This is a genomic window from Burkholderia sp. 22PA0099, from assembly GCF_047497165.1.
Classification (GTDB): Bacteria; Pseudomonadota; Gammaproteobacteria; order Burkholderiales; family Burkholderiaceae; genus Burkholderia.
Window position 1 is genome coordinate 3,200,539 of sequence record NZ_CP163165.1, and the last position, 18,967, is coordinate 3,219,505.

General features: G+C 69.9%; 17 protein-coding genes. 5 read left to right on the plus strand and 12 right to left on the minus strand.

The genetic code is table 11. The features are described 5' to 3' along the window. Nucleotides 1–12 precede the first annotated feature (12 nt). The 12 genes from AB4851_RS29625 to AB4851_RS29680 all read right to left on the minus strand — a co-directional run bounded on the left by AB4851_RS29625 (nucleotide 13) and on the right by AB4851_RS29680 (nucleotide 12,909). Entirely contained in the window at nucleotides 13–1,134 is a 1,122-nt protein-coding gene (locus AB4851_RS29625; RefSeq protein ID WP_414449931.1) for an NAD(P)/FAD-dependent oxidoreductase, read from the minus strand. Nucleotides 1,135–1,360: 226 nt separating this feature from the next. After that, nucleotides 1,361–2,809 carry a dihydroorotase gene (locus tag AB4851_RS29630; RefSeq protein ID WP_414449932.1) on the minus strand — a complete coding sequence of 483 codons (1,449 nt, stop codon included), beginning with the start codon at nucleotides 2,807–2,809 and terminating at the stop codon, nucleotides 1,361–1,363. Then, a complete protein-coding gene (locus tag AB4851_RS29635) occupies nucleotides 2,799–3,359 on the minus strand; it encodes a carbonate dehydratase (RefSeq protein WP_414444488.1) in 561 nt (186 codons plus the stop codon). Before AB4851_RS29635 ends, AB4851_RS29630 begins: the two co-directional genes overlap by 11 nt. Continuing rightward, nucleotides 3,356–3,976 carry a 6-pyruvoyl trahydropterin synthase family protein gene (locus AB4851_RS29640; protein ID WP_414451976.1) on the minus strand — a complete coding sequence of 207 codons (621 nt, stop codon included), beginning with the start codon at nucleotides 3,974–3,976 and terminating at the stop codon, nucleotides 3,356–3,358. The genes AB4851_RS29635 and AB4851_RS29640 overlap by 4 nt, the downstream gene beginning before the upstream one ends. 131 nt (nucleotides 3,977–4,107) lie before the next feature. Then, entirely contained in the window at nucleotides 4,108–4,518 is a 411-nt protein-coding gene (locus AB4851_RS29645) for a Fur family transcriptional regulator (RefSeq protein WP_414449933.1), read from the minus strand. Nucleotides 4,519–4,643: 125 nt separating this feature from the next. Then, nucleotides 4,644–5,573: an alpha/beta hydrolase gene (locus AB4851_RS29650; RefSeq protein ID WP_414449934.1), complete on the minus strand. Its 930-nt coding sequence runs from the start codon at nucleotides 5,571–5,573 to the stop codon at nucleotides 4,644–4,646. Nucleotides 5,574–5,772: 199 nt separating this feature from the next. Further along, on the minus strand, nucleotides 5,773–7,086 hold the full coding sequence (locus AB4851_RS29655; RefSeq protein WP_414449935.1) for an Nramp family divalent metal transporter: 1,314 nt from the start codon (nucleotides 7,084–7,086) through the stop codon (nucleotides 5,773–5,775). 117 nt (nucleotides 7,087–7,203) lie between these two features. Beyond that, a complete protein-coding gene (locus AB4851_RS29660; protein WP_414449936.1) occupies nucleotides 7,204–7,476 on the minus strand; it encodes a hypothetical protein in 273 nt (90 codons plus the stop codon). Between the two features lie 110 nt (nucleotides 7,477–7,586). Further along, the gene (locus AB4851_RS29665) at nucleotides 7,587–8,567 is read right to left on the minus strand and encodes an XdhC family protein (RefSeq protein WP_414451977.1); all 981 of its coding nucleotides are present in this window, start codon (nucleotides 8,565–8,567) and stop codon (nucleotides 7,587–7,589) included. 80 nt (nucleotides 8,568–8,647) lie between these two features. Beyond that, on the minus strand, nucleotides 8,648–11,140 hold the full coding sequence (locus AB4851_RS29670) for a c-type cytochrome (protein WP_414449937.1): 2,493 nt from the start codon (nucleotides 11,138–11,140) through the stop codon (nucleotides 8,648–8,650). Then, complete coding sequence (locus AB4851_RS29675) at nucleotides 11,130–11,633, minus strand: (2Fe-2S)-binding protein (protein WP_414449938.1); 504 nt, start codon at nucleotides 11,631–11,633, stop codon at nucleotides 11,130–11,132. Before AB4851_RS29675 ends, AB4851_RS29670 begins: the two co-directional genes overlap by 11 nt. Before the next feature lie 124 nt (nucleotides 11,634–11,757). After that, nucleotides 11,758–12,909, minus strand: a complete 1,152-nt coding sequence (locus AB4851_RS29680; RefSeq protein WP_414449939.1) for an FAD-dependent monooxygenase — start codon at nucleotides 12,907–12,909, stop codon at nucleotides 11,758–11,760. Between the two features lie 288 nt (nucleotides 12,910–13,197). Here AB4851_RS29680 and AB4851_RS29685 point away from each other — a divergent pair, with 288 nt between their 5' ends. The 5 genes from AB4851_RS29685 to AB4851_RS29705 all read left to right on the plus strand — a co-directional run bounded on the left by AB4851_RS29685 (nucleotide 13,198) and on the right by AB4851_RS29705 (nucleotide 18,954). Continuing rightward, complete coding sequence (locus AB4851_RS29685) at nucleotides 13,198–13,950, plus strand: Asp/Glu racemase (RefSeq protein ID WP_414449940.1); 753 nt, start codon at nucleotides 13,198–13,200, stop codon at nucleotides 13,948–13,950. An 11-nt stretch (nucleotides 13,951–13,961) separates the two neighbouring features. Next, nucleotides 13,962–14,798: an alpha/beta hydrolase gene (locus tag AB4851_RS29690; protein WP_414449941.1), complete on the plus strand. Its 837-nt coding sequence runs from the start codon at nucleotides 13,962–13,964 to the stop codon at nucleotides 14,796–14,798. Between the two features lie 47 nt (nucleotides 14,799–14,845). Beyond that, a complete protein-coding gene (locus AB4851_RS29695) occupies nucleotides 14,846–15,886 on the plus strand; it encodes a 2,5-dihydroxypyridine 5,6-dioxygenase (protein ID WP_414449942.1) in 1,041 nt (346 codons plus the stop codon). Between the two features lie 25 nt (nucleotides 15,887–15,911). Next, nucleotides 15,912–16,592 carry an isochorismatase family protein gene (locus tag AB4851_RS29700; RefSeq protein WP_414449943.1) on the plus strand — a complete coding sequence of 227 codons (681 nt, stop codon included), beginning with the start codon at nucleotides 15,912–15,914 and terminating at the stop codon, nucleotides 16,590–16,592. Nucleotides 16,593–16,674: 82 nt separating this feature from the next. Continuing rightward, entirely contained in the window at nucleotides 16,675–18,954 is a 2,280-nt protein-coding gene (locus AB4851_RS29705; RefSeq protein ID WP_414449944.1) for a molybdopterin cofactor-binding domain-containing protein, read from the plus strand. The last annotated feature ends 13 nt before the right edge of the window (nucleotides 18,955–18,967 follow it).

The window sequence follows — 18,967 nt, forward strand, 5'->3', positions numbered from 1 at the left end:
CCTCACGCTGCATCAAGCCGCATCGAGCCGCGCCAGCACCTCGTCGGCGATCGCGAGCGAAGCGGTCAGCCCCGGCGATTCGATCCCGTACAGATTGACGAGGCCGGGCACGCCGTGTTCGCGGGCCGACTGGATCATGAAATCGGCGCTGCCGCCGTCGGGCGCATCGAGCTTGGGGCGAATGCCCGAATAGGCCGGTTGCAGCGCCGCATCGGGCAGCGCCGGCCAGTAGCGCCGGATCGCCTCGTAGAAGCGCGCGGCGCGGCCCGGATCGACGCGGTAGTCGATCGTGTCGATCCATTCGACGTCCGGCCCGAAACGCGCCTGGTTCGCCAGATCGAGCGTCAGATGCACGCCCAGGCCGCCCGGCTCCGGCACCGGGTAGATGAGCCGCGAGAACGGCGCGCGCCCCGACAGCGAGTAATAGTTGCCCTTGGCATACCGCGCGCGCGGAATCGATGCGGGTGGCAGGCCGTGCAGCGCCCCGGCCACCGCCTGCGCATACAGGCCGGCCGCATTGATCACGCGCCGCGCGCGCAGGCGCATCGGTTCTGCGCCGCCGGTTTCGAGTTCGACCACGGCGTGGCCGCCATCATGCAGCACCTGCCCGCCGATCACCGGCGAGCAATACGCGATCGCCGCGCCGGCGCGCTCGGCGTCGCCGAGCAGCGCGAGCATCAGCGCATGGCTGTCGACGATGCCGGTCGACGGCGATTCGAGCGCGGCCACGCAGTGCAGCGCGGGTTCGAGCGCGCGCGCTTCGGCGGCATCGATGCGGCGCAAATCGGTCACGCCGTTGGCGCGCGCGGCGGCCTCGACGGCGGCCAGCGCATCGCGCTGCGCGTCGCGGGTGGCGACGATCAGCTTGCCGCAACGGCGGTACGGCACCTGCCGCGCCTCGCAATACGCATACAGCAACCGCCGCCCCTCGACGCACAGCCGCGCCTTCAGCGATCCGGCCGGGTAATAGATGCCCGCATGGATCACCTCGCTGTTGCGCGAACTCGTGCCGGTGCCGATCGCCGTCTCGGCCTCGACGATCACCGTTTCCCAGCCGCGTTCGGCGCAGGCGCGCGCTACCGCCAGCCCCACCACGCCCGCGCCGATCACGACGCACTCCACCGTCTCCGTCATTCCGCCCGCTCCCGGTTCGTCCCGCTCCGGCCCGCGCCTGCGCCTCGCTCACCCGCAGGCAGGGCGGGCGGCGCGGGCATGATGGCCGTGCCGGCATTTCGTTATCGGCAGACAGGAGGATAGCGCAGCACCGCCGTGCTTCGGTCCCGTGCCGAAAAACAGAAAGCACTGCGAAAGGAAAAACGGGCGCCGCCTGAAAGGCGACGCCCGCCGGCCGGCATGGCGGTCAGCCGGCGTGCTGGTCGAGAAACTTGAGCGGCTGGCCCGCAGGCGTGCCCACCAACACCTCGTCGCGCATCACGGGCTGGCCGCGCAGCACCGTTGCGACCGGCCAGCCCTGGCACGCCATGCCGTCGTACGGCGTCCAGCCCGATACGCTCGCGATCCAGTCGTCGCGAATCGTGCGGCGCGCTCCGAGATCGACGATCGAGAAATCGGCGTCGTAGCCGAGCGCGATGCGCCCCTTGCCCTCGATGCCGAACAACCGCGCCGGCCCGGCGCTGGTCAGATCGACGAGCCGCTGCAGGCTCAGGCGAGCGTGCGCGACGTGATCGAGCATCACCGGCAGCAAGGTCTGCACGCCGGTCATGCCGCTCGGCGAGCCCGGGTACGGCCGCGCCTTTTCCTCGAGCGTGTGCGGCGCGTGATCGCTGCCGATCACGTCCACCACGCCGTCGCGAATCGCCTGCCACAATGCTTCGCGATGCGAAGCGTCGCGCACCGGCGGGTTCATCTGCGCGAGCGTGCCGAGCCGCTCGTAGCATCCCGGCGCTTCGAGCGTCAGATGATGCGGCGTGACCTCCACGCTGACGCGGCGCTTGTGCTGCGCGAGAAACGCCATCTCCTCGGCCGTCGAGACATGCAGCACATGCAGCTTGCGGCCGGTTTCGGCGGCCATCGCCACCACCCGGCGCGTCGCCATCAGCGCGCTCTCCGGGTCGCGCCAGTGCGGATGATCGCGCACGTCGCCACTGGCCTCGACCAGCGCGCGCCGTGCGCGCAACCGCGCCTCGTCCTCGGCGTGCACCGCCATGCGGCGGCGGCCGTTGCGCACGATCCGGCGCAGCACGGCATCGTCGTCGGCCAGCAGGTTGCCGAACGAGCTGCCCATGAACACCTTGACGCCCGCGCAGCCGGGCAGCGTTTCGAGCACGGCCAGCCGCTCGGCGTTGATCGCCGAGCCGCCCAGATAGAACGCGTGATCGCACCAGGCCCGCCCGCGCGCCAGTTCGAGCTTGTCGCGCAAGTCGGAGGCCTCCAGCGTCAGCGGCTGCGTGTTCGGCATCTCGAACACGGCCGTCACGCCGCCGAGCACCGCGCCGCGCGTGCCGGCCTCCAGCGTTTCCTTGTGCGTGAGGCCCGGGTCGCGGAAATGCACCTGCGTATCGATCACGCCGGGCAGCACGTGCAGCCCGCCGGCAGCGAGCCGGTCGTCGGCATGCCAGCTCGACGCGAGATCGCCGAGCGCCACCACGCGCCCTTCCACGCAGGCGATATCGATGCGTTCCGCGCCGTTCGGCGTCAGCACCGTGCCGCCCTCGATCAGCAGGTCGGCATGGCGCCGCGCGAGGCGCTCGGCGATGTCGCGGCGCTCGGCCACGGCGTTCGACGCGCTCGATGCACGCGTAGCGCGAGCCCGCTTCGCGGCGGGCAGCAGCGTCACGTCAGAATTCATTCTGGATCTGCTTGTAGCCGCGCACCAGCGCGTTGTTGGTACGCGCCACGTCCTCGGAGAACTCGCTCGCATCGGGCGTGACCTGCGGGTACGAGGCCAGATCGGTCTCGGGGCCGATCCGCTCGGTGGACGGCACATGGAAATACGGCGGCAGCTTGCAGCCGTCCACCACCGCGTTGAAGCGCACCACGCAGCCGTCTCCCACCACGCAATTGAACAGCACGCTGTTGAAGCCGATGAACACGCCGTTGCCGATCTCGCACGGGCCGTGCACGATGGCCCGATGCGCGATCGAGGTGCGCTCGCCGATCCGCACCGGCGCGCCGGACTTCGAGTGGATCACTACGCCATCCTGAATATTCGAATGCGCACCGATCACGATCGGCTCGATCTCGCCGTTCGCATCGATCTCGTCGGCGCGAATCACCGCATACGGGCCGATGAAGACGTTCGCCTCGACGATCACGAGGCCGCACAGGATGGCGGTGGAATCGACGAAGGCGTCGGGGTGAATGCGCGGCAGGTCGCCGCGCGGGTTCTTGCGGATCATGGTTGCGTGAGCCTCGATGTCGAACGATGAAGGGGCGCGGCCGGCGGCGGATTGGCGGTGCGCGCGCCGCGCAGCAGCCGCGAGAACAGTTGCGGGTCACGCCACTCGGCGCGCACCGCCGCGGAAAATTCGATATCCCGAAGATCGATCGGCCCCATCGCGGAGTTGTGGGCGTCGTCGCGAAAACACTGCGCGTAGCCGGTATCGGTCTCGTGGACGATCACCGAATGCAGCCGCACGTCGGCCTCGCCGTTCGCCATGTCGGTGGCGGCCAGCATCGCGTCCACCAGCAGGAAGAACACGCGCGAGAACTGCTCGGCGCTCGGCGACACGGGCAGCAGCACCCAGCGCGCCGAATGACGGCACATTGCCGCGAGGTAATCGGGATCGTCGCCGCGCCAGAGCGTCATGGCGTGATCGAACCCGTCGATCAGCTCGCGCACGCCGCCCTTGAGCAGGCCGAAGTCATACACCATCTGGCCGCGATCGAACGCGTGCGCCTCCAGCAGCAACTCGACGCGATACGAGTGACCGTGAATCGAGGTCGCGCAGCGTTGCGTGGTGCAACCGCGCACGATATGGGCGTTCTCGAAGCGGAACAGCTTGCGGATCAGCATCGGGGCTCCCACGTCGGGGCCGGTGAAGCGAAACGCCGACACGTCGAAAATGATTCGCATAACGAATCAGTAGGCATCGCAAGGTTCGACATGAAAGCGGGCAAGAAAAGGTGAATCGGAAGCGGCGCGAATCAGTCCGCGTCGGCCGTGCAATCGACGCAGCGCCCGCGAATCTCGATCGCCGCGTGGCTCGGCACGAAATCGTGGCGGCCGGTCAGGTGCGCAAGGCGCTCGCCGAGCGATGCGTCGGCGTACTCGCCGAGCGATGCGTCGGCGTACTCGCCGATGCGGCTGCAGCGCTCGCAGATCGTAAACACGCTGACCGCATCGCCGCGCACCGCCGTGCGCGGCAGGTAGGCGTTCAGCGTTTCGAGGCGGCTCACCTCGCCGGCCTCGACCAGCCGCGCCAGCGCCCGATAGACCTGCGCCGGCGCGTTGAAGCCCGCCTCGCGCAACCGGTCGAGCAAGGCATAGGCGCCGAGCGGCGCACCGGCGCGCCGCAGGGCGTCGAGGACGAGTTGCTGTTTCCGGGTCAGGGACATGGCGGATTCGGGGCGACCGGATGCGGCCAGAGTCTCGATGGCTGAAAATGTTACGATATAACGTATCATTTCACAAGCAAAAAGCGGCTCGCCGAGGCATACCGTTTCGTACGCCTTATCTTGGTTCAGGTGGTCGGCGGGCACTCGATCAAGGCGCGCGCCGCCGCCAACGCTTGCGCCACATCGCCCGCCGATGAACCGATCGCCTGCCGCAGCGTCGCGAAACCATGAATATTTCCCGCCGCCTCGCGGAACGCCACCGGCACGCCCGCCTCCACCAGCGCGGCGGCATAGGCGCGGCCTTCGTCGCGAATCGGGTCCGCGCCCGCCGTCATCACCACGGCCGGCGGCATGCCGGTCAGATCGCCGCGCATCGGGGCGGCGCGCATGTCGGCCGGGTCGGCGCGATAGGCGTTGGCGGAAAACGCGAGGCTGCCGCGCGTCAGCAGATAACCGTCGCCGAACCGGTCGAGCGACGCCGTCACGCGGCCCGGATCGGCCAGCGGATAGAACAGCAATTGCAGAATCGCCGGCACGGTGGCGGGCCGGTCGCGCAATTGCATTGCCGTCACGATCGCGAGATTGCCGCCCGCGCTGTCGCCGGCAAACAGCAACGCGCGCACCTCGCGACCCAGTTCGGCCGGGCTGCCCGCGGCCCAGCGCGCGGCCGCCTCGGCGTCGTCGGGCGCGGCCGGCCAGGGATGCTCGGGCGCGAGCCGGTAGTCGACCGACAACACCGGCAGGTCGAGCGTGCGCGCCAGTTCGGCGCACAGGCTCGCATGCGTCTGCACGCTGCCCATCACGAAACCGCCGCCGTGGAAGAACATCAGCAAGGGTCCCGGCGCACGCTCGGCGCGGCTGTCGAACAGGCAGGCGCGAATCGGGCCGGCCGGGCCCGGAATCGCGACCTCGCGCAACACGGCCAGCGTGCCGACCGGCAATTCGGTGACCGATTTGGAGGCGGCGTAGCCGTCGCGCAGCGCGTCGAGGCCGGCCGGTTGCAGCGCGGCGCCGTGCAGGCCGCCGAGGAAGGCGGCCACGTCGGGGCGGATCAAGGAATCCGGCGAAGAAGCGGGGGAAGAAGCGGACGAAGAAGCGGATGAAGAGGCGGACAAGGACATCGAGGCAAGGCTCCGGTGCTGCGCGGTGGCGAAAGCGGCAACCGCAGGCACGCAGCCGCCGCGCCGCCATGATCGACGCAGCACGGCACGGCGCGAAGGTCCACATATCGCCCGGGCCGATGGACCACTTTACTCAGCCGACCACGCCCGTCACGAGCAGCAGGTTGGTGCCGCAGATCACCGCGAACAGCGCCCACGCGAACAGCTTCGCCCCCCAACCGATCGCATACCCCTGCATCAGCTTCGCATCGCTGACCGAACGAATCAGCGGCCACATCGCGAACGGCAATTGCAGGCTCAACAACACCTGACTCCACACCAGCAGCTTGCCGACCGAGCCGTCGCCGAGCAGCAGCACGCCGGCCAGCGCCGGTGCGAGCGCGAGCCCGCGCGTGATCAGGCGGCGCTGATAGCACGGGATCTTGACGTGCAGGAAGCCGTCCATGATGACCTGCCCGGCGATCGTGCCGGTCAGCGTGGAGCTTTGCCCCGAGGCCAGCAGCGCGATGCCGAACAGGATCGCGGCGGCGCCGCCCACCAGCGGCGTGATCAATTGATAGGCCTGCTCGATGTCGGCCACGCCGGTGTGTCCAGCCGCATGGAACGCCGCGCCCGCGAGGATCAGGATCGCCGCGTTCACGCACATCGCCACCAGCAGCGAGCACCAGGTATCCACCCGCACCATCGCGAGCGTGTCGAGCACGTGGCCGCGCGCGCCGCCCGTCACGCGGCGCGTCTGCACCACCGACGAATGCAGGTAGAGGTTGTGCGGCATGATGGTCGCGCCCACGATGCCGAGCGCCAGCACGATCGCATCCTTGCGGTCGTGGCCCGGATCGCCCGGGATCAACCCGGCCGCCACGGCGTGCCAGTCGGTCGGCACCATCGCCACCTGCGCCACGAAGCAGCACGCCATGGTGCCGATCAGGCCCAGCACGATCGCCTCGATCTGGCGAAAGCCCTTGCCCTGCATGCCGAGCACGATCAGCGTGTCGAGCGCCGTCAGCACGATGCCCCAGGCCAGCGGCACGCCGAGCAGCAGCTTGAACGCGAGCGCGCAGCCAAGCACCTCGGCGATGTCGCAGGCGATGATCGAAATTTCTGCCGTGACCCATTGCAGCCATTTGCCGAACGGGCCGTAGCGCTCGTAGCTGATCTGCGCGAGGTCGCGGCCCGCCACCAGCCCGAGCCGGGCGGCCAGCATCTGCAGGAAGATCGCGGCGAGGCTGGAGAACGCCACCACCCACAACAGCGAATAGCCGAACTGCGAGCCGGCCTGGATGTCGGTGGCCCAGTTGCCCGGGTCCATATAGCCGATCGCCACCAGCAGGCCCGGCCCGAAAAAGCGGCGCAGCCGCGCGAACCACGGGGCGCGCGCATCGATGGTGATGCTGCCCTTCACTTCGGCGGGACAGAACGGGGCGGTCGGAATGGTCGGCAGCGGCATCGGGTCGGCAGGATGGAAAAGGCGCACACGCCGGCCAGACGGCACGGCGAACCCGGTGCATTGTACTGAGGCTGGAAGAAACCGGCCGGGATCGTTCGCCCCGGCCGGGTGCGGCGGCTAGAGTTGCGCTTCGACCACGGCGCGGCTGCGAATCGCGCGCTCGATCAGTTGCTCGCTGCCGACCTTGCGGATCGCGTCGTCGAGCAGGCCTTCGGGCGTCTCGGTGGCGAGCTTCAGGATGCCCGACCAACCGCGCGCGTCGAGCACCACCAGCGTTTCCATCGAATCGGCCCGGCTCACCAGCACGCGCTGCAAGGCCGGCCCGGCGCCGAAGCTGGCGCACAGGGCAATCGTTTCATCGCCGAGTGGGTAGTCGAATTGTTTGATCATGGCGTACCGCCGCTGCTGTGGGCCAAAGGGGACGCGCTGTCGCGCGCCGCATGACTCACATGCTATGCAGCCCGAATTAAAGCGGGCTTAAAGGGAAGGCCCCGTCAACCTCAAGCATCCCGAAGCATCCCCTGCCCCGCCTTGCCCGCTTCGACATCGCGCAAGCCGGCCACCGGCACGCGATGGCGGCGCGCGGTCAGGTCGGCGACGATCGACACGGCGATCTCGGGCGGCGTGCTGCCGCCCAGGTGAAGCCCGACCGGCGCATGCAGCCGCGCAAGCTGCGCATCGTCGAGATCGAACAGCTTGAGCCGCTCGCGACGCGCGTCGCTGTTGCGGCGCGAACCGATCGCGCCCACGTAGAAGGCCGGCGTGCGCAGCGCCTCGATCAGCGCGAGATCGTCGAGCTTGGGATCGTGGGTCAGCGCGATCACGGCGGTGCGCGCGTCGGGCTGCATGGCCAGCACGGTGTCGTCGGGCATGGTGCGCACGCGCGACACGCCCGGCAGCGGCGGCGTCGCGTAATCGTCGCGCGGGTCGCACAGCGTGACGGCATAGCCGAGCGGCACGGCCATCGCGGCCACGTAGCGGCTCAGTTCGCCCGCGCCGATCAGCAGCAGCCGCCAGGCCGGGCCGAACGGCGCAATCAATTGCTGGCCGTCGAACGCGGGCGCGGCGGCATCGCCGTCGATCGCGGCGAGCGTCGCGCGGCCGCTGGCCAGATCGAGCGTGCGCGCCACCACCTGCCCGGCGCGCAATGCGTCGAGCAGCGCGTCGACCCCGCTGGCCGGGCCGAGCGTTTCGCGCACCAGCCGCAGCGTGCCGCCGCACGGCAGCCCGAAGCGATGCGCGTCGTCGGCGTTCAGGCCGTATTCGACCACGCCCGGCAGCGGGCCGGGCGGCCCGTCGCGGCGCAGCGATTCGGCGAGATCGTCCTCGATGCAGCCGCCCGACACCGAACCGCAGATCCGCCCGTCACCGCGCATCGCCATGATCGCGCCGACCGGGCGCGGCGCCGAACCCCAGGTGCGCACCACCGTGTAGAGCCACACGGCATGGCCGGCCGCGCGCCACGCGCCGGCCGTCTCCAATACTTCGCGCTCCGAACCATGCCAGCCGGTGCCGTCGTGGTGGCCCCGGCCGTCGGTGGAGAGAAACCGGTCCGCCGCGTTCAATGTGCCGCTCCTTGCGCGCGAATCCGCGCCGATGCCGCTTCGAGATCGCGCCACGCCGGTTGGTCCGGCGCGTAGCGCTTGCGGATATAGGCGGCGAGTTCGGCCATCTGGCGGTCGTCGAATTCGTCGCGGAAGCCGGGCATGTAGCCGAGCGCGGCGGTGGCCGGCTGCGCGATGCCGTTCTGCAGCACGCGCAGCAGGTTGTCGGGGTTGGCGTGGCTGACGCTGGTGTTCAGCCCCATCAGCGGCCGCACGCCGAAGTGCCCCACCCCGCCCGATTCGGCGTGGCAGACCGCGCAGGCCGCCTCGAACGTGCGCCGACCGTTCTCCATGCCGAGCGTGGACACCGTTTCCGCGCCGCGCGAAGCCACCGCGGCCGCGGCGGCCGTGGCGGTGGCGTCGTCCACATGCGGCGACAGCGACGAGAGGTAATGCGCCATCGCCCGCACGTCGCCCTCGGGCAACTCGGCCAGGCCCGCCACGACCGGCGCCATCGGCCCGGCCGCCACGCCGTGCTCGGGCGAAAAGCCGGTGCGCAGGTAGCGGAACAGCGCGTCCTCCGTCCACGGCACCGGCGCGGCGTGCGAGGCGGCCACCAGCGCGGGCGCGTCCCAGCCCTCGGCGCTGCCGCCCGTCAGATACGCGAAGCCGCCCTTTTCGGCGCCGAGCGCGTTGCGCGGCGAATGGCAGGCGCTGCAATGGCCGGCGCCATCCACCAGATACTTGCCGCGATTCCACTGTGCCGAGCGCGCCGGGTCGGGCGCGTATGGCGCGTCGTCGTGATAGAGCCAGTTCCAGCCCGCCAACAGGCGGCGCTGATTCATCGGGAACGGCAGCCGGGTGGCCGGCGGCGCGGCCTTCACGGCCGGTTGCGACATCAGATACGCGTAGAGCGCCAGCAAGTCCGGCTCGCTGAGTTTGGCGAACGCCGTGTACGGGAACGCCGGGTACAGATGGCGGCCGTCGCGCGAGATGCCCTCGCGCATTGCGCGCGCGAACGCCGGATAGGACCACGAACCGATGCCGGTTTCCGGATCGGGCGTCAGGTTGGTCGAATAGATCGTGCCGAACGGCGTTTCGAGCGGAAAGCCGCCCGCGTTGGTGCGCCCGCCGGGCGCTGTGTGGCAGACGGCGCAGTCGCCCGCGATCGCCACCAGCCGCCCGCGTTCGATCGTGTCGGCACTCCAGACCTGCGCGCCCGAAGCCGAGCCGGCCGGAATCGGTGCGATCGGCGCGGGGCCGGGCAGCAGCGCGCCGGCCAGCCCGATCAGGCCGCCCACCACGCCGCCGATGCCGCCGCCCTTGAGCCAGCGCCGCCAGCGCGCCTGCGCCGACGGTTGGCGGCTCACCACCGCGCGATAGCCCTCGTGCGTGGCCAGCGCCGCGCGCACCGCACGCGCATCGAACGGCGGCGCGCGAAAGCGCACGCCCGTCGCGTCGTAGAGCGCGTTGGCGATCGCCGCGGCGGCCGGTGCGGCAGCGCGTTCGACGCGCTCGCGTTCGGCATCGTCGAGCGCAGCGAATTCGGTGGCCAATTGCGAGGCGTCGGCGTCACCCGCCGGTGCAGCGACCAGTTCGTGAGCCAGCGCCGTATCGGCGGCGCTTTCGTCGTAAGCACTACGTGCCGTGTGACGCACGCCGAGCACGCGCGAGACGGCCGCCTCGATCTGCGCGGCGGCCAGACCCGCGCCGCGCGCGCCGTCCGCGCCCGGTTCGCCCGCACCCTGCCCGGCCACTACGCGGCGCAGCGCGATGTCGCCGGTCGCGGGGTTCACGTCGATGTCGACGACCCAGGCCGTCCAGTCGGGGCGCCGGGGCGCGTATCGAGCGAGCGGGCGGGCCGGATTGGATAGTTCGTTATCTGAAACATCGGCATCGCCCGACGCGATCTGCCGCTGCCCGTCGAACGCAAAACCGCGCCCGCGCAACCAGGGCGACGCCGGCAACGTGGCCGCCGGCGCCTGCCATTGCGCACGCTCGGTCACCATGCGGATCACTTCGTGCGCGCCGGCATCGCCGACCGGATCGAGATGGCGCAGCCGCAGTTCGACCGGATCGACGTGCAACTCGGTCGCGCATTCGTCCACGCCCGATTCGCGCGCGAACGCATGCGCATGGGCCGGAATCCGCCGCGCCGGGTCTTCCACCTCGACGCGTGCCTCGGCATGGCGATAGACGAACGGCAGCGGCACGTCGCCGGCCGTGCCGCTCGCCGGCACCGGGCGCGAACGCGCGTCGACCTCGGCCGACGCGAGCCGCGCGCGGTATTGCCAGCTCGCCAGCGTGCCCTGCGCGGACAGGCCCGCATCGACCGACAACGTCGCGCTCAGGCCATCGCCGGCCGGCCAGCCGTATTCGGCGCGCTGGTGCGAGACGAGCGGCAACGCACGCGCCGACGCTGGGTTCGCGATAGCCGGGCGCGGGCCGGCGACGCTCGCCACGTCGTGCTCGCCCTCGCCTTCGTGACGGACTGCCGAATCACCGTTCATGGTCGTGTTGCAGATAGCGCGCCGCGCGATGCACGGCCCGCACGATCTCGAGATGGGTGCCGCAACGGCACAGATTGAAACGCAGCGCGTCGTGGATCGCCGCGTCGTCGGGGGCGGGATTGCGGTCGAGCAGCGCCTTGGCGCTCATGATCATGCCGTTCAGGCAGTAGCCGCACTGGGCCGCCTGTTCGTCGATGAACGCGCGCTGGATCGGATGCGGGGCGTCGGCCGTGCCGAGCCCTTCGAGCGTGACGACCTCGCGGCCGCAGGCCGCGCCGGCCGGCACCACGCACGAGCGCGTGGCCTGCCCGTCGACCAGCACCGTGCACGCGCCGCACTGGCCGAGGCCGCACCCGTATTTCGGGCCGTTCAGCTCGAAATCGTTGCGCAGCACCAGCAGGAGAGGCGTATCGGGTGCGGCGCCGGGCGCGCTGCGCTCGTCGCCGTTGACGCGGAGCGCGAGCGGCCCCGCCGATTGGCCGGAATGCGACATGACTGACCCGATTCAAGACGCCGACGCGCGCGACGGGCGCGAACCGGCAGGCAACCTCGCGCGGCCGGGCCGCGCGATGCCGTTATACCTCGCCGAAATTCCGGCCGGGGCGAAGCCGTGCCGTTCAGCTTGCCACGGCTTCCTTGGCGGGCGCTTCGAGCGGCACGTCGAACACGTCGTAGCCGAACACCCAGGCCGGGTCCTCGTTGGTGCGCAACCAGGTGTTGTTGTGCGACACCAGTTGCACCTTCGAGGCGCGCGCGGCGCGGTTCGCCTCGTACAGCGCGAACGCGTTGGTGTAATCGGCCACGCCCACTTCGTCGAGGCAGCGCGCCAGCATCGCGGCATCCTCGATCGCCATCGCCGCGCCCTGCGCCATGTGCGGCTTCATCGGATGGCAGGCATCGCCGAGCAGCACCAGGCGGCCACGGCTCCACAGCGGCAGCGGATCGCGTTCGAGCAGCGGCCATTTGGTGATCGACGGCGACACGTCGATCAGATGCTGGATGTCGGAGTGGAAACCGGCGAACGCCTCGCGCATCTCGTCGCGGCTGCTGTCGACCATCGACACGCCGGCCGGCCAATCGGCCTGCGGCACGCCGGTTACGTAGTAGTACTCGTCACGCGCTTCGGTCACGTAGTAGACCATCATGTGGCGGTCGCCCGACCACCACTTGACGCACATGTCGTACGGCTTGTTGTTCAGCAGCGAGGCCGGGAACACGGCGCGGTGCGCGACGTAGCCGGTGTAGCGCGGCGGTTCGGCGCCGAGCAGGTGCTCGCGCAAGCGCGAGTTGACGCCGTCCGCGCCGATCGCGATGTCGGCCGTCTCGACCGTGCCGTCGTCGAACGTCAGGCGCACGTCGCTGCCGGTGTCCTCGATCGTCATGAGCTTCTTGCCGAACACGATCGTGCCCGGCGTGACGGCCTGCGTCATCAGCGCGTGGAAATCGCCGCGGTGCACCGTCAGGTAGCTCGCGCCGTAGGTCTTCAGCGCGAAATCGCCGAGCGGGATCTGCGACATGACCTCGGCCGTGATGCCGTCGCGGCTGTACCAGAAATCGGGATGCGAACCCATCGCTTCGAGAGCGTTCTCGCAGCCGATCTTGCGCATGATCTTCATGACGTTCGGGCCGAGGTGGATGCCCGCGCCGAGGCGCGAGAACGACGGCGCCTGCTCGTAGAGCTTCACGTCATAGCCGCTGCGTTGCAGCAGCGCGGCGGCGGCGGTGCCGCCAAGGCCGGCGCCCACGATCGCGATACGGGGTTGCTTCATCGGAATCTCCTGTTCTGAGTGGCCGGCGGCAGGACCGTCGCGGCGGCGGATGGGTTAGGGTTAAATCAAGCGTACACACTGCAAAATATTCGCACAAGCGAAAATTTTCAGGCACCGACACGCAGCATATCCCGCACCAATAATGCACATCCATGCTGCATACAAGGGATTTCCCGGGGGTTCGGGAGGTTTTTGATACGTTGTGAAATTCAAACGTACACGCTAGACTTTGCTTCACTTTCGGCAACCGCCCCCGCGCCGCTGCCGCTCAACGCCCAAGGAGCCAAGATGACCCGAACCTTCCGCATCGGCCAGATCGTGCCGAGCTCGAACACCACGATGGAAACCGAAATTCCCGCGATGCTGCGCCTGCGCGAATCGATCCGCCCCGAGCGCTTCACGTTCCATTCGAGCCGGATGCGCATGAAGAAGGTGGTCAAGGAGGAACTGGCCGCGATGGACGCCGAATCGGACCGCTGCGCCGTCGAGCTGTCGGATGCGCGCGTGGACGTGCTCGGTTATGCCTGCCTGGTCGCGATCATGGCCATGGGCCACGGCTATCACCGCGTCTCGCAGGAGCGCCTGACGCGTCACACCGCCGAGAACGGCGCGCAGGCGCCGGTGCTGACCAGCGCGGGCGCGCTGGTCGACGCGCTGAAGGTGATCGGCGCGAAGAAGATCGTGGTGGTGGCGCCCTACATGAAGCCGCTGACCGAACTGGTGGTGGACTACATCCGCAATGAGGGCTACGAAGTGATCGCCTGGCGCGCGCTCGAAATCCCCGACAACCTCGACGTGGGCCGCCACGATCCGGCGCGCCTGCCCGACATCGTCAAGTCGCTGCCGTACCAGGACGCCGATGCGATCGTGCTGTCGGCCTGCGTGCAGATGCCGTCGCTGCCGGCCGTGGCCAAGGTCGAGGCGATGACCGGCAAGCCGGTGATCACCGCCGCGATCGCCACCACCTATTCGATCCTGCGCGAACTCGATCTCGAACCGATCGTGCCCGGCGCCGGCGCGCTGCTGTCAGGCGCCTACTGAACGGAGCCGCGATGACCTCGACCTTCCTGTATGGCGCGAACGTGCATGCCAACGGCATCCGCCAGCACTACCTGCGCTACGGCGGCGCCACCGGCGAGCGCGCCGGCCGCCCGGCCGTGATTCTGATTCCCGGCATCACCAGCCCGGCGATCACCTGGGGCTTCGTCGGCGAAGTGCTCGGCGCGCGTTTCGACACCTACGTGCTCGACGTGCGCGGCCGCGGCCTGTCGTCGGCCTCCGACACGCTCGACTACAGCCTCGACGCGCAGGCGCACGACGTGGCGGCGCTGGCCGCCGCGCTGAAGCTCGACCGCTTTGCGCTGGTCGGCCATTCGATGGGCGCGCGCATCGCCGCGCGCGCCGCGCTGCATATCGAGCATGGCCTCGCCTCGGTGGTGCTGGTCGATCCGCCCGTGTCCGGCCCGGGCCGCCGTGAGTACCCGGGCAAGCTGCCGTGGTATGTCGATTCGATGGCGCTGGCCCGCGCCGGCACCGACGCCGAAGGCATGCGCGCGTTCTGCCCCACCTGGACCGAAGAGGAACGCCGCTTGCGCGCCGAATGGCTGCACACCTGCGACGAGCGCGCCATGCTGGCCTCTTACGAAGGATTCCATACCGATGATTTCCACGCCGACGCCGCGCAACTGCGCGTGCCGTCGCTGCTGATCACCGCCGAGCGCGGCGACGTGGTGCGCGACGAGGACGTGGCCGAGCTGCAACGCGCCACGCCGGCGATGGGCCACGTGCGCGTGCCCGACGCCGGCCACATGATTCCGTGGGACAACGCGGCCGGCTTCTACGCGGCCTTCGGCGATTTCCTCGGCGCACCGCTCGCGGCGAGCGCCTGAGCGCCCGACGAAACCGAACCGCCCGACCTCTTGCAACGGAGCCGACCATGCCGATTAACGACGCCCAACTGATCGACGCGTGGAAACACGTGCTGACGCTGTCCCGCCTCGAAGCGGGCCAGACCGTCACAATCCTGACCAGTACCGCCACCCATCCGCAAACGCTGCAATGCGCGCTGATCGCCACGCAGCAGATGGGCGCGATCGTGAACCGCCTCGACCTGCCGCCGGTGAACGGCGACAAGGCGTTCAGCCGCGATTCGCTGGCCTATCTCGGCACCACGCCGCTCACCGGCAATCGCGCCGCGATCGCCGCGCTGAAGGAAAGCGACCTGGTGCTCGACCTGATGACGCTGCTGTTCTCGCCCGAACAACACGACATCCTCAAATCGGGCACCAAGATCCTGCTGGCGGTCGAGCCGCCCGAAGTGCTGATGCGCATGGTGCCGACCGAGGCCGACCGCACGCGCGTGCTGGCCGCCGCCGCGAAAATCTCCGCTTCGCGCGAGATGCGCGTCAGCTCGCCGGCCGGCACCGCGCTGGTGTGCCCGCTCGGCGATTTTCCGCCGACCGCCGAATACGGCTTCGTCGACGAGCCGGGCCGCTGGGATCACTGGCCGAGCGGCTTCGCGCTGACCTACCCGAACGACCGCACCGCGCACGGCACCATCGTGATCGACCGCGGCGACATCCTGCTGCCGCAGAAGCACTATGTATCCGAACCGATCGCGCTGACCGTGGAGAACGGCTACGCCACACGCATCGAGGGCGGCGTGGACGCCGCGCTGCTGCGCGACTACATGGAAACCTTCAACGACCCCGAAGGCTATGCGATCTCGCATATCGGCTGGGGCCTGCAGCCGCGCGCGCGCTGGTCGACGCTCGGCCTGTACGACCGCGAGGCCACCATCGGCATGGATGCGCGCGCGTTCGAGGGCAACTTCCTGTTCTCGCTCGGGCCGAACAACGAGGGCGGCGGCAGTCGCACCACCACCTGCCATATCGACATCCCGCTGCGCCACTGCACCGTCCAGCTCGACGATCAGGTCGTGGTGCGCGACGGCCGCGTGCTGTTCCCGGCCGCCTGAACCGCTTTATCGAGGATTCCCAAGCATGTCCAGCTCACTTGAACTGTCGCATCACGCCGAAAGCGGCGTCTATCGCCAGCAGGGTTTCGGCACGCCGCTCGCGCCGGCCGGCAACGTCGGCCTGCTGATCGTCGACCTGGTGGTCGGCTTCGCCGATCCGGCCACGTTCGGCGGCGGCAACATCCCGGCCGCGATTGCCCGCACCGAGCAGGCGCTCGCGATCGCGCGCGCGCGCGGCTGGCCGGTGGCGCACAGCAGGATCGTCTACGCCAGCGACGGCAGCGACGACAACGTGTTCTCGCTGAAGGTGCCCGGCATGGCCACGCTGCACGAGGATCACCCGAACAGCCAGATCGTGCCGGAACTGACCCCGGCCGCCGGCGAACTGGTGGTGCGCAAGCAGGTGCCGTCGGCGTTCTTCGGCACGCAACTCGCGCCGTGGCTCACGCAGCGCGCGGTGCGCACGCTGCTGGTGGCCGGTGCCGTGACCAGCGGCTGCGTGCGCGCCAGCGTGGTGGATGCGATGTCGTTCGGCTTCCGTCCGTTCGTGCTCGCCGATTGCGTGGGCGACCGCGCGATCGCGCCGCACGAAGCCAACCTGTTCGACATGGCGCAGAAGTACGCGGCCGTGCTGCCGCTCGACGACGCCATCGCCGCGATCGACGCCGCTCAATTGGCCCAATCGGCCCAGGCCGCGCGTGGTTGACCGGCCGTTTTTGGCCGTCTAGATTGCCGGATGCGGGCGCACGCGCCCGCCGCCTTTCCCCTCTTCAGCGGACCCCGCGCCCGTGAACCGTTCCGAACTGCTCGCACGCGACGGCTGCCTGGCCGTGATCCGCCGCCCCGCTCCGCCCGTCAAGCCGGCCCCCGGCCAGCCCGGCAGTTTGTCGTCCTACACGCCCGACGTGCCGGAAGTGTTCGTCGCCGTGCTCGACGACGGGCGCGTCCTCGCGTTCAACGGCCACGTCGATCTCGGCACCGGCATCCGCACCTCGCTCGGCCAGATCGTGGCCGAGGAGCTGGATCTCGCGCCGGCCCAGGTCTCGATGCAGCTCGGCCACACCGCCGCGACGCCGAACCAGGGGCCGACCATCGCCAGCGCCACCATCCAGATCTCGGCCACGCCGCTGCGCGCGGCCGCGGCGCAGGCGCGGCGCAAGCTGCTCGAACTGGCGGCCGCACGGCTCGATGCGCCGCTCGACACGCTGAACACCGACCGCGGCTTCGTGTTCGTCGGCAATCCGAACGATGCCGACGCGCCGCGCCTCGCTTACGCCGAACTCGTGGCCGGCGCGCGCCTCGCGCTCGAACTCGACCTCAAGACCCCCGTCAAGGACCCCGCCACCTATCGCGTGATCGGCCGCTCGGCGCCGCGCGTGGATTTGCCGGCCAAGGCCACCGGCCAACTGACGTTCGTGCACGACATGCGCGTGCCCGGCATGCTGCACGGCCGCGTGATCCGCCCGCCCTACAGCGGCCTCGACAGCGGCCCGTTCGTCGGCCACTTGCTGGCCGGCGTCGAACGCGAATCGGTCGCGCACCTGCCCGGCATCGTCGCCATCGTGACGCGCGGCGATTTCGTGGGCGTGGTGGCCGAGCGCGAGGAGCAGGCGATCCGCGCCGCGCGCGAATTGCGCGTGCGCTGGCACTCGTTGCCGCCGCTGGCCTCGTTGGCCGACCCGGGCGCGGCGATCGCCGCCGCGCCGGCCACGCGCCGCCCGCTGCTCGACGAAGGCGACGTCGAGGCCGTGCGCAACGAAGCCGACACGATCACGCTGTCGCGCACCTATGTGTGGCCGTACCAGCTTCACGGCTCGATCGGGCCGTCGTGCGCGCTGGCCGACTATCGCGCGCCGGGCGACGGCCGCATCACCGTGTGGTCCGGCACGCAGAACCCGGTCACCTTGCGCTACGACCTCGCCACGCTGGCGGGCCGCGACGAAGCCGACATCGACATCGTGCGGATGGAAGCGGCCGGCTGCTACGGCCGCAACGGCGCCGACGACGTGTGCGGCGACGCGCTGCTGCTGTCGCAGGCCATCGGCCGCCCGGTGCGCGTGCAACTGACGCGCGCCGACGAACATTTGTGGGAACCGAAGGGCACCGGGCAGGTGGTGAACGTGACGGGCACCGTGAGCCGCGACGGCCGCCTGCTCGGCTACGACTTCACCACGCGCTACCCGTCGAACGACGCGCCGCTGCTGGCCTCGCTGCTGACCGGCGCGGTGCCGGCCACGCCGCGCGTGTTCGAGATGGGCGACCGCACCGCCGTGTCGCCGTACGACAGCCCGAACCGCCGCTTCGTTTGCGAGGATCTCGCGCCGCTGGTGCGCTCGTCGTGGTTTCGTGGGGTGTCCGCGCTGCCGAACTCGTTCGCACACGATGCGTTCGCCGACGAATGCGCGGCGCTGGCCGGCGTCGATCCGCTCGAATTCCGTCTGCGCCATCTGTCCGACACGCGTGCGGCCGAACTGTTGCAGGCGATCGCCACGCGCGCGGGCTGGGTGGCGCGGCCACGCCATGCCGCGCCGTCGGACGAACGCATCGTGCACGGTCGGGGCATCGCGTACGCACGTTACGTGCACAGCCGCTTTCCCGGGTTCGGCGCGGCGTGGTCGGCGTGGATCGTCGACCTGACGGTGGACCGCATGACGGGCGAGGTGCGCGTGGAGCGCATCACGGTCGGTCAGGACACCGGAACGATGATCAACCCCGATGGCGTGCGCCATCAGATCCACGGCAACGTGATTCAGGTGTTGAGCCGCTCCCTGAAGGAGCGCGTGCGCTTCGTCGACGGCAAGGTGGCCACGCGCGAATGGGCCAGCTATCCGATCCTGACGTTCCCCGAACTGCCGGCCGTGGACGTGGTGCTGATGCCGCGCCAGGGCGAGCCGCCGCTCGGCGCGGGCGAATCGGCGTCGGTGCCCGGCCCCGCCGCGCTCGCCAATGCGATCCACGACGCGACCGGCGTGCGCTTCTGCGCGCCGCCGTTCAATGCGGAAACGATACGGGAAGGATTGCGCGCGGCGGGCCGCCTGATCGAAGCCGAGCCGGCGCCGACGCGCTGATTCGAGAAGGCGC

Bases quoted from the DNA above. Each gene is read 5' to 3' on its own strand.
- AB4851_RS29625 (WP_414449931.1), bottom strand. From the start codon at position 1,134: ATGACGGAGACGGTGGAGTGCGTCGTGATCGGCGCGGGCGTGGTGGGG.
- AB4851_RS29630 (WP_414449932.1), bottom strand. From the start codon at position 2,809: ATGAATTCTGACGTGACGCTGCTGCCCGCCGCGAAGCGGGCTCGCGCT.
- AB4851_RS29635 (WP_414444488.1), bottom strand. From the start codon at position 3,359: ATGATCCGCAAGAACCCGCGCGGCGACCTGCCGCGCATTCACCCCGAC.
- AB4851_RS29640 (WP_414451976.1), bottom strand. From the start codon at position 3,976: ATGCTGATCCGCAAGCTGTTCCGCTTCGAGAACGCCCATATCGTGCGC.
- AB4851_RS29645 (WP_414449933.1), bottom strand. From the start codon at position 4,518: ATGTCCCTGACCCGGAAACAGCAACTCGTCCTCGACGCCCTGCGGCGC.
- AB4851_RS29655 (WP_414449935.1), bottom strand. From the start codon at position 7,086: ATGCCGCTGCCGACCATTCCGACCGCCCCGTTCTGTCCCGCCGAAGTG.
- AB4851_RS29660 (WP_414449936.1), bottom strand. From the start codon at position 7,476: ATGATCAAACAATTCGACTACCCACTCGGCGATGAAACGATTGCCCTG.
- AB4851_RS29670 (WP_414449937.1), bottom strand. From the start codon at position 11,140: ATGAACGGTGATTCGGCAGTCCGTCACGAAGGCGAGGGCGAGCACGAC.
- AB4851_RS29675 (WP_414449938.1), bottom strand. From the start codon at position 11,633: ATGTCGCATTCCGGCCAATCGGCGGGGCCGCTCGCGCTCCGCGTCAAC.
- AB4851_RS29680 (WP_414449939.1), bottom strand. From the start codon at position 12,909: ATGAAGCAACCCCGTATCGCGATCGTGGGCGCCGGCCTTGGCGGCACC.
- AB4851_RS29685 (WP_414449940.1), top strand. From the start codon at position 13,198: ATGACCCGAACCTTCCGCATCGGCCAGATCGTGCCGAGCTCGAACACC.
- AB4851_RS29690 (WP_414449941.1), top strand. From the start codon at position 13,962: ATGACCTCGACCTTCCTGTATGGCGCGAACGTGCATGCCAACGGCATC.
- AB4851_RS29695 (WP_414449942.1), top strand. From the start codon at position 14,846: ATGCCGATTAACGACGCCCAACTGATCGACGCGTGGAAACACGTGCTG.
- AB4851_RS29700 (WP_414449943.1), top strand. From the start codon at position 15,912: ATGTCCAGCTCACTTGAACTGTCGCATCACGCCGAAAGCGGCGTCTAT.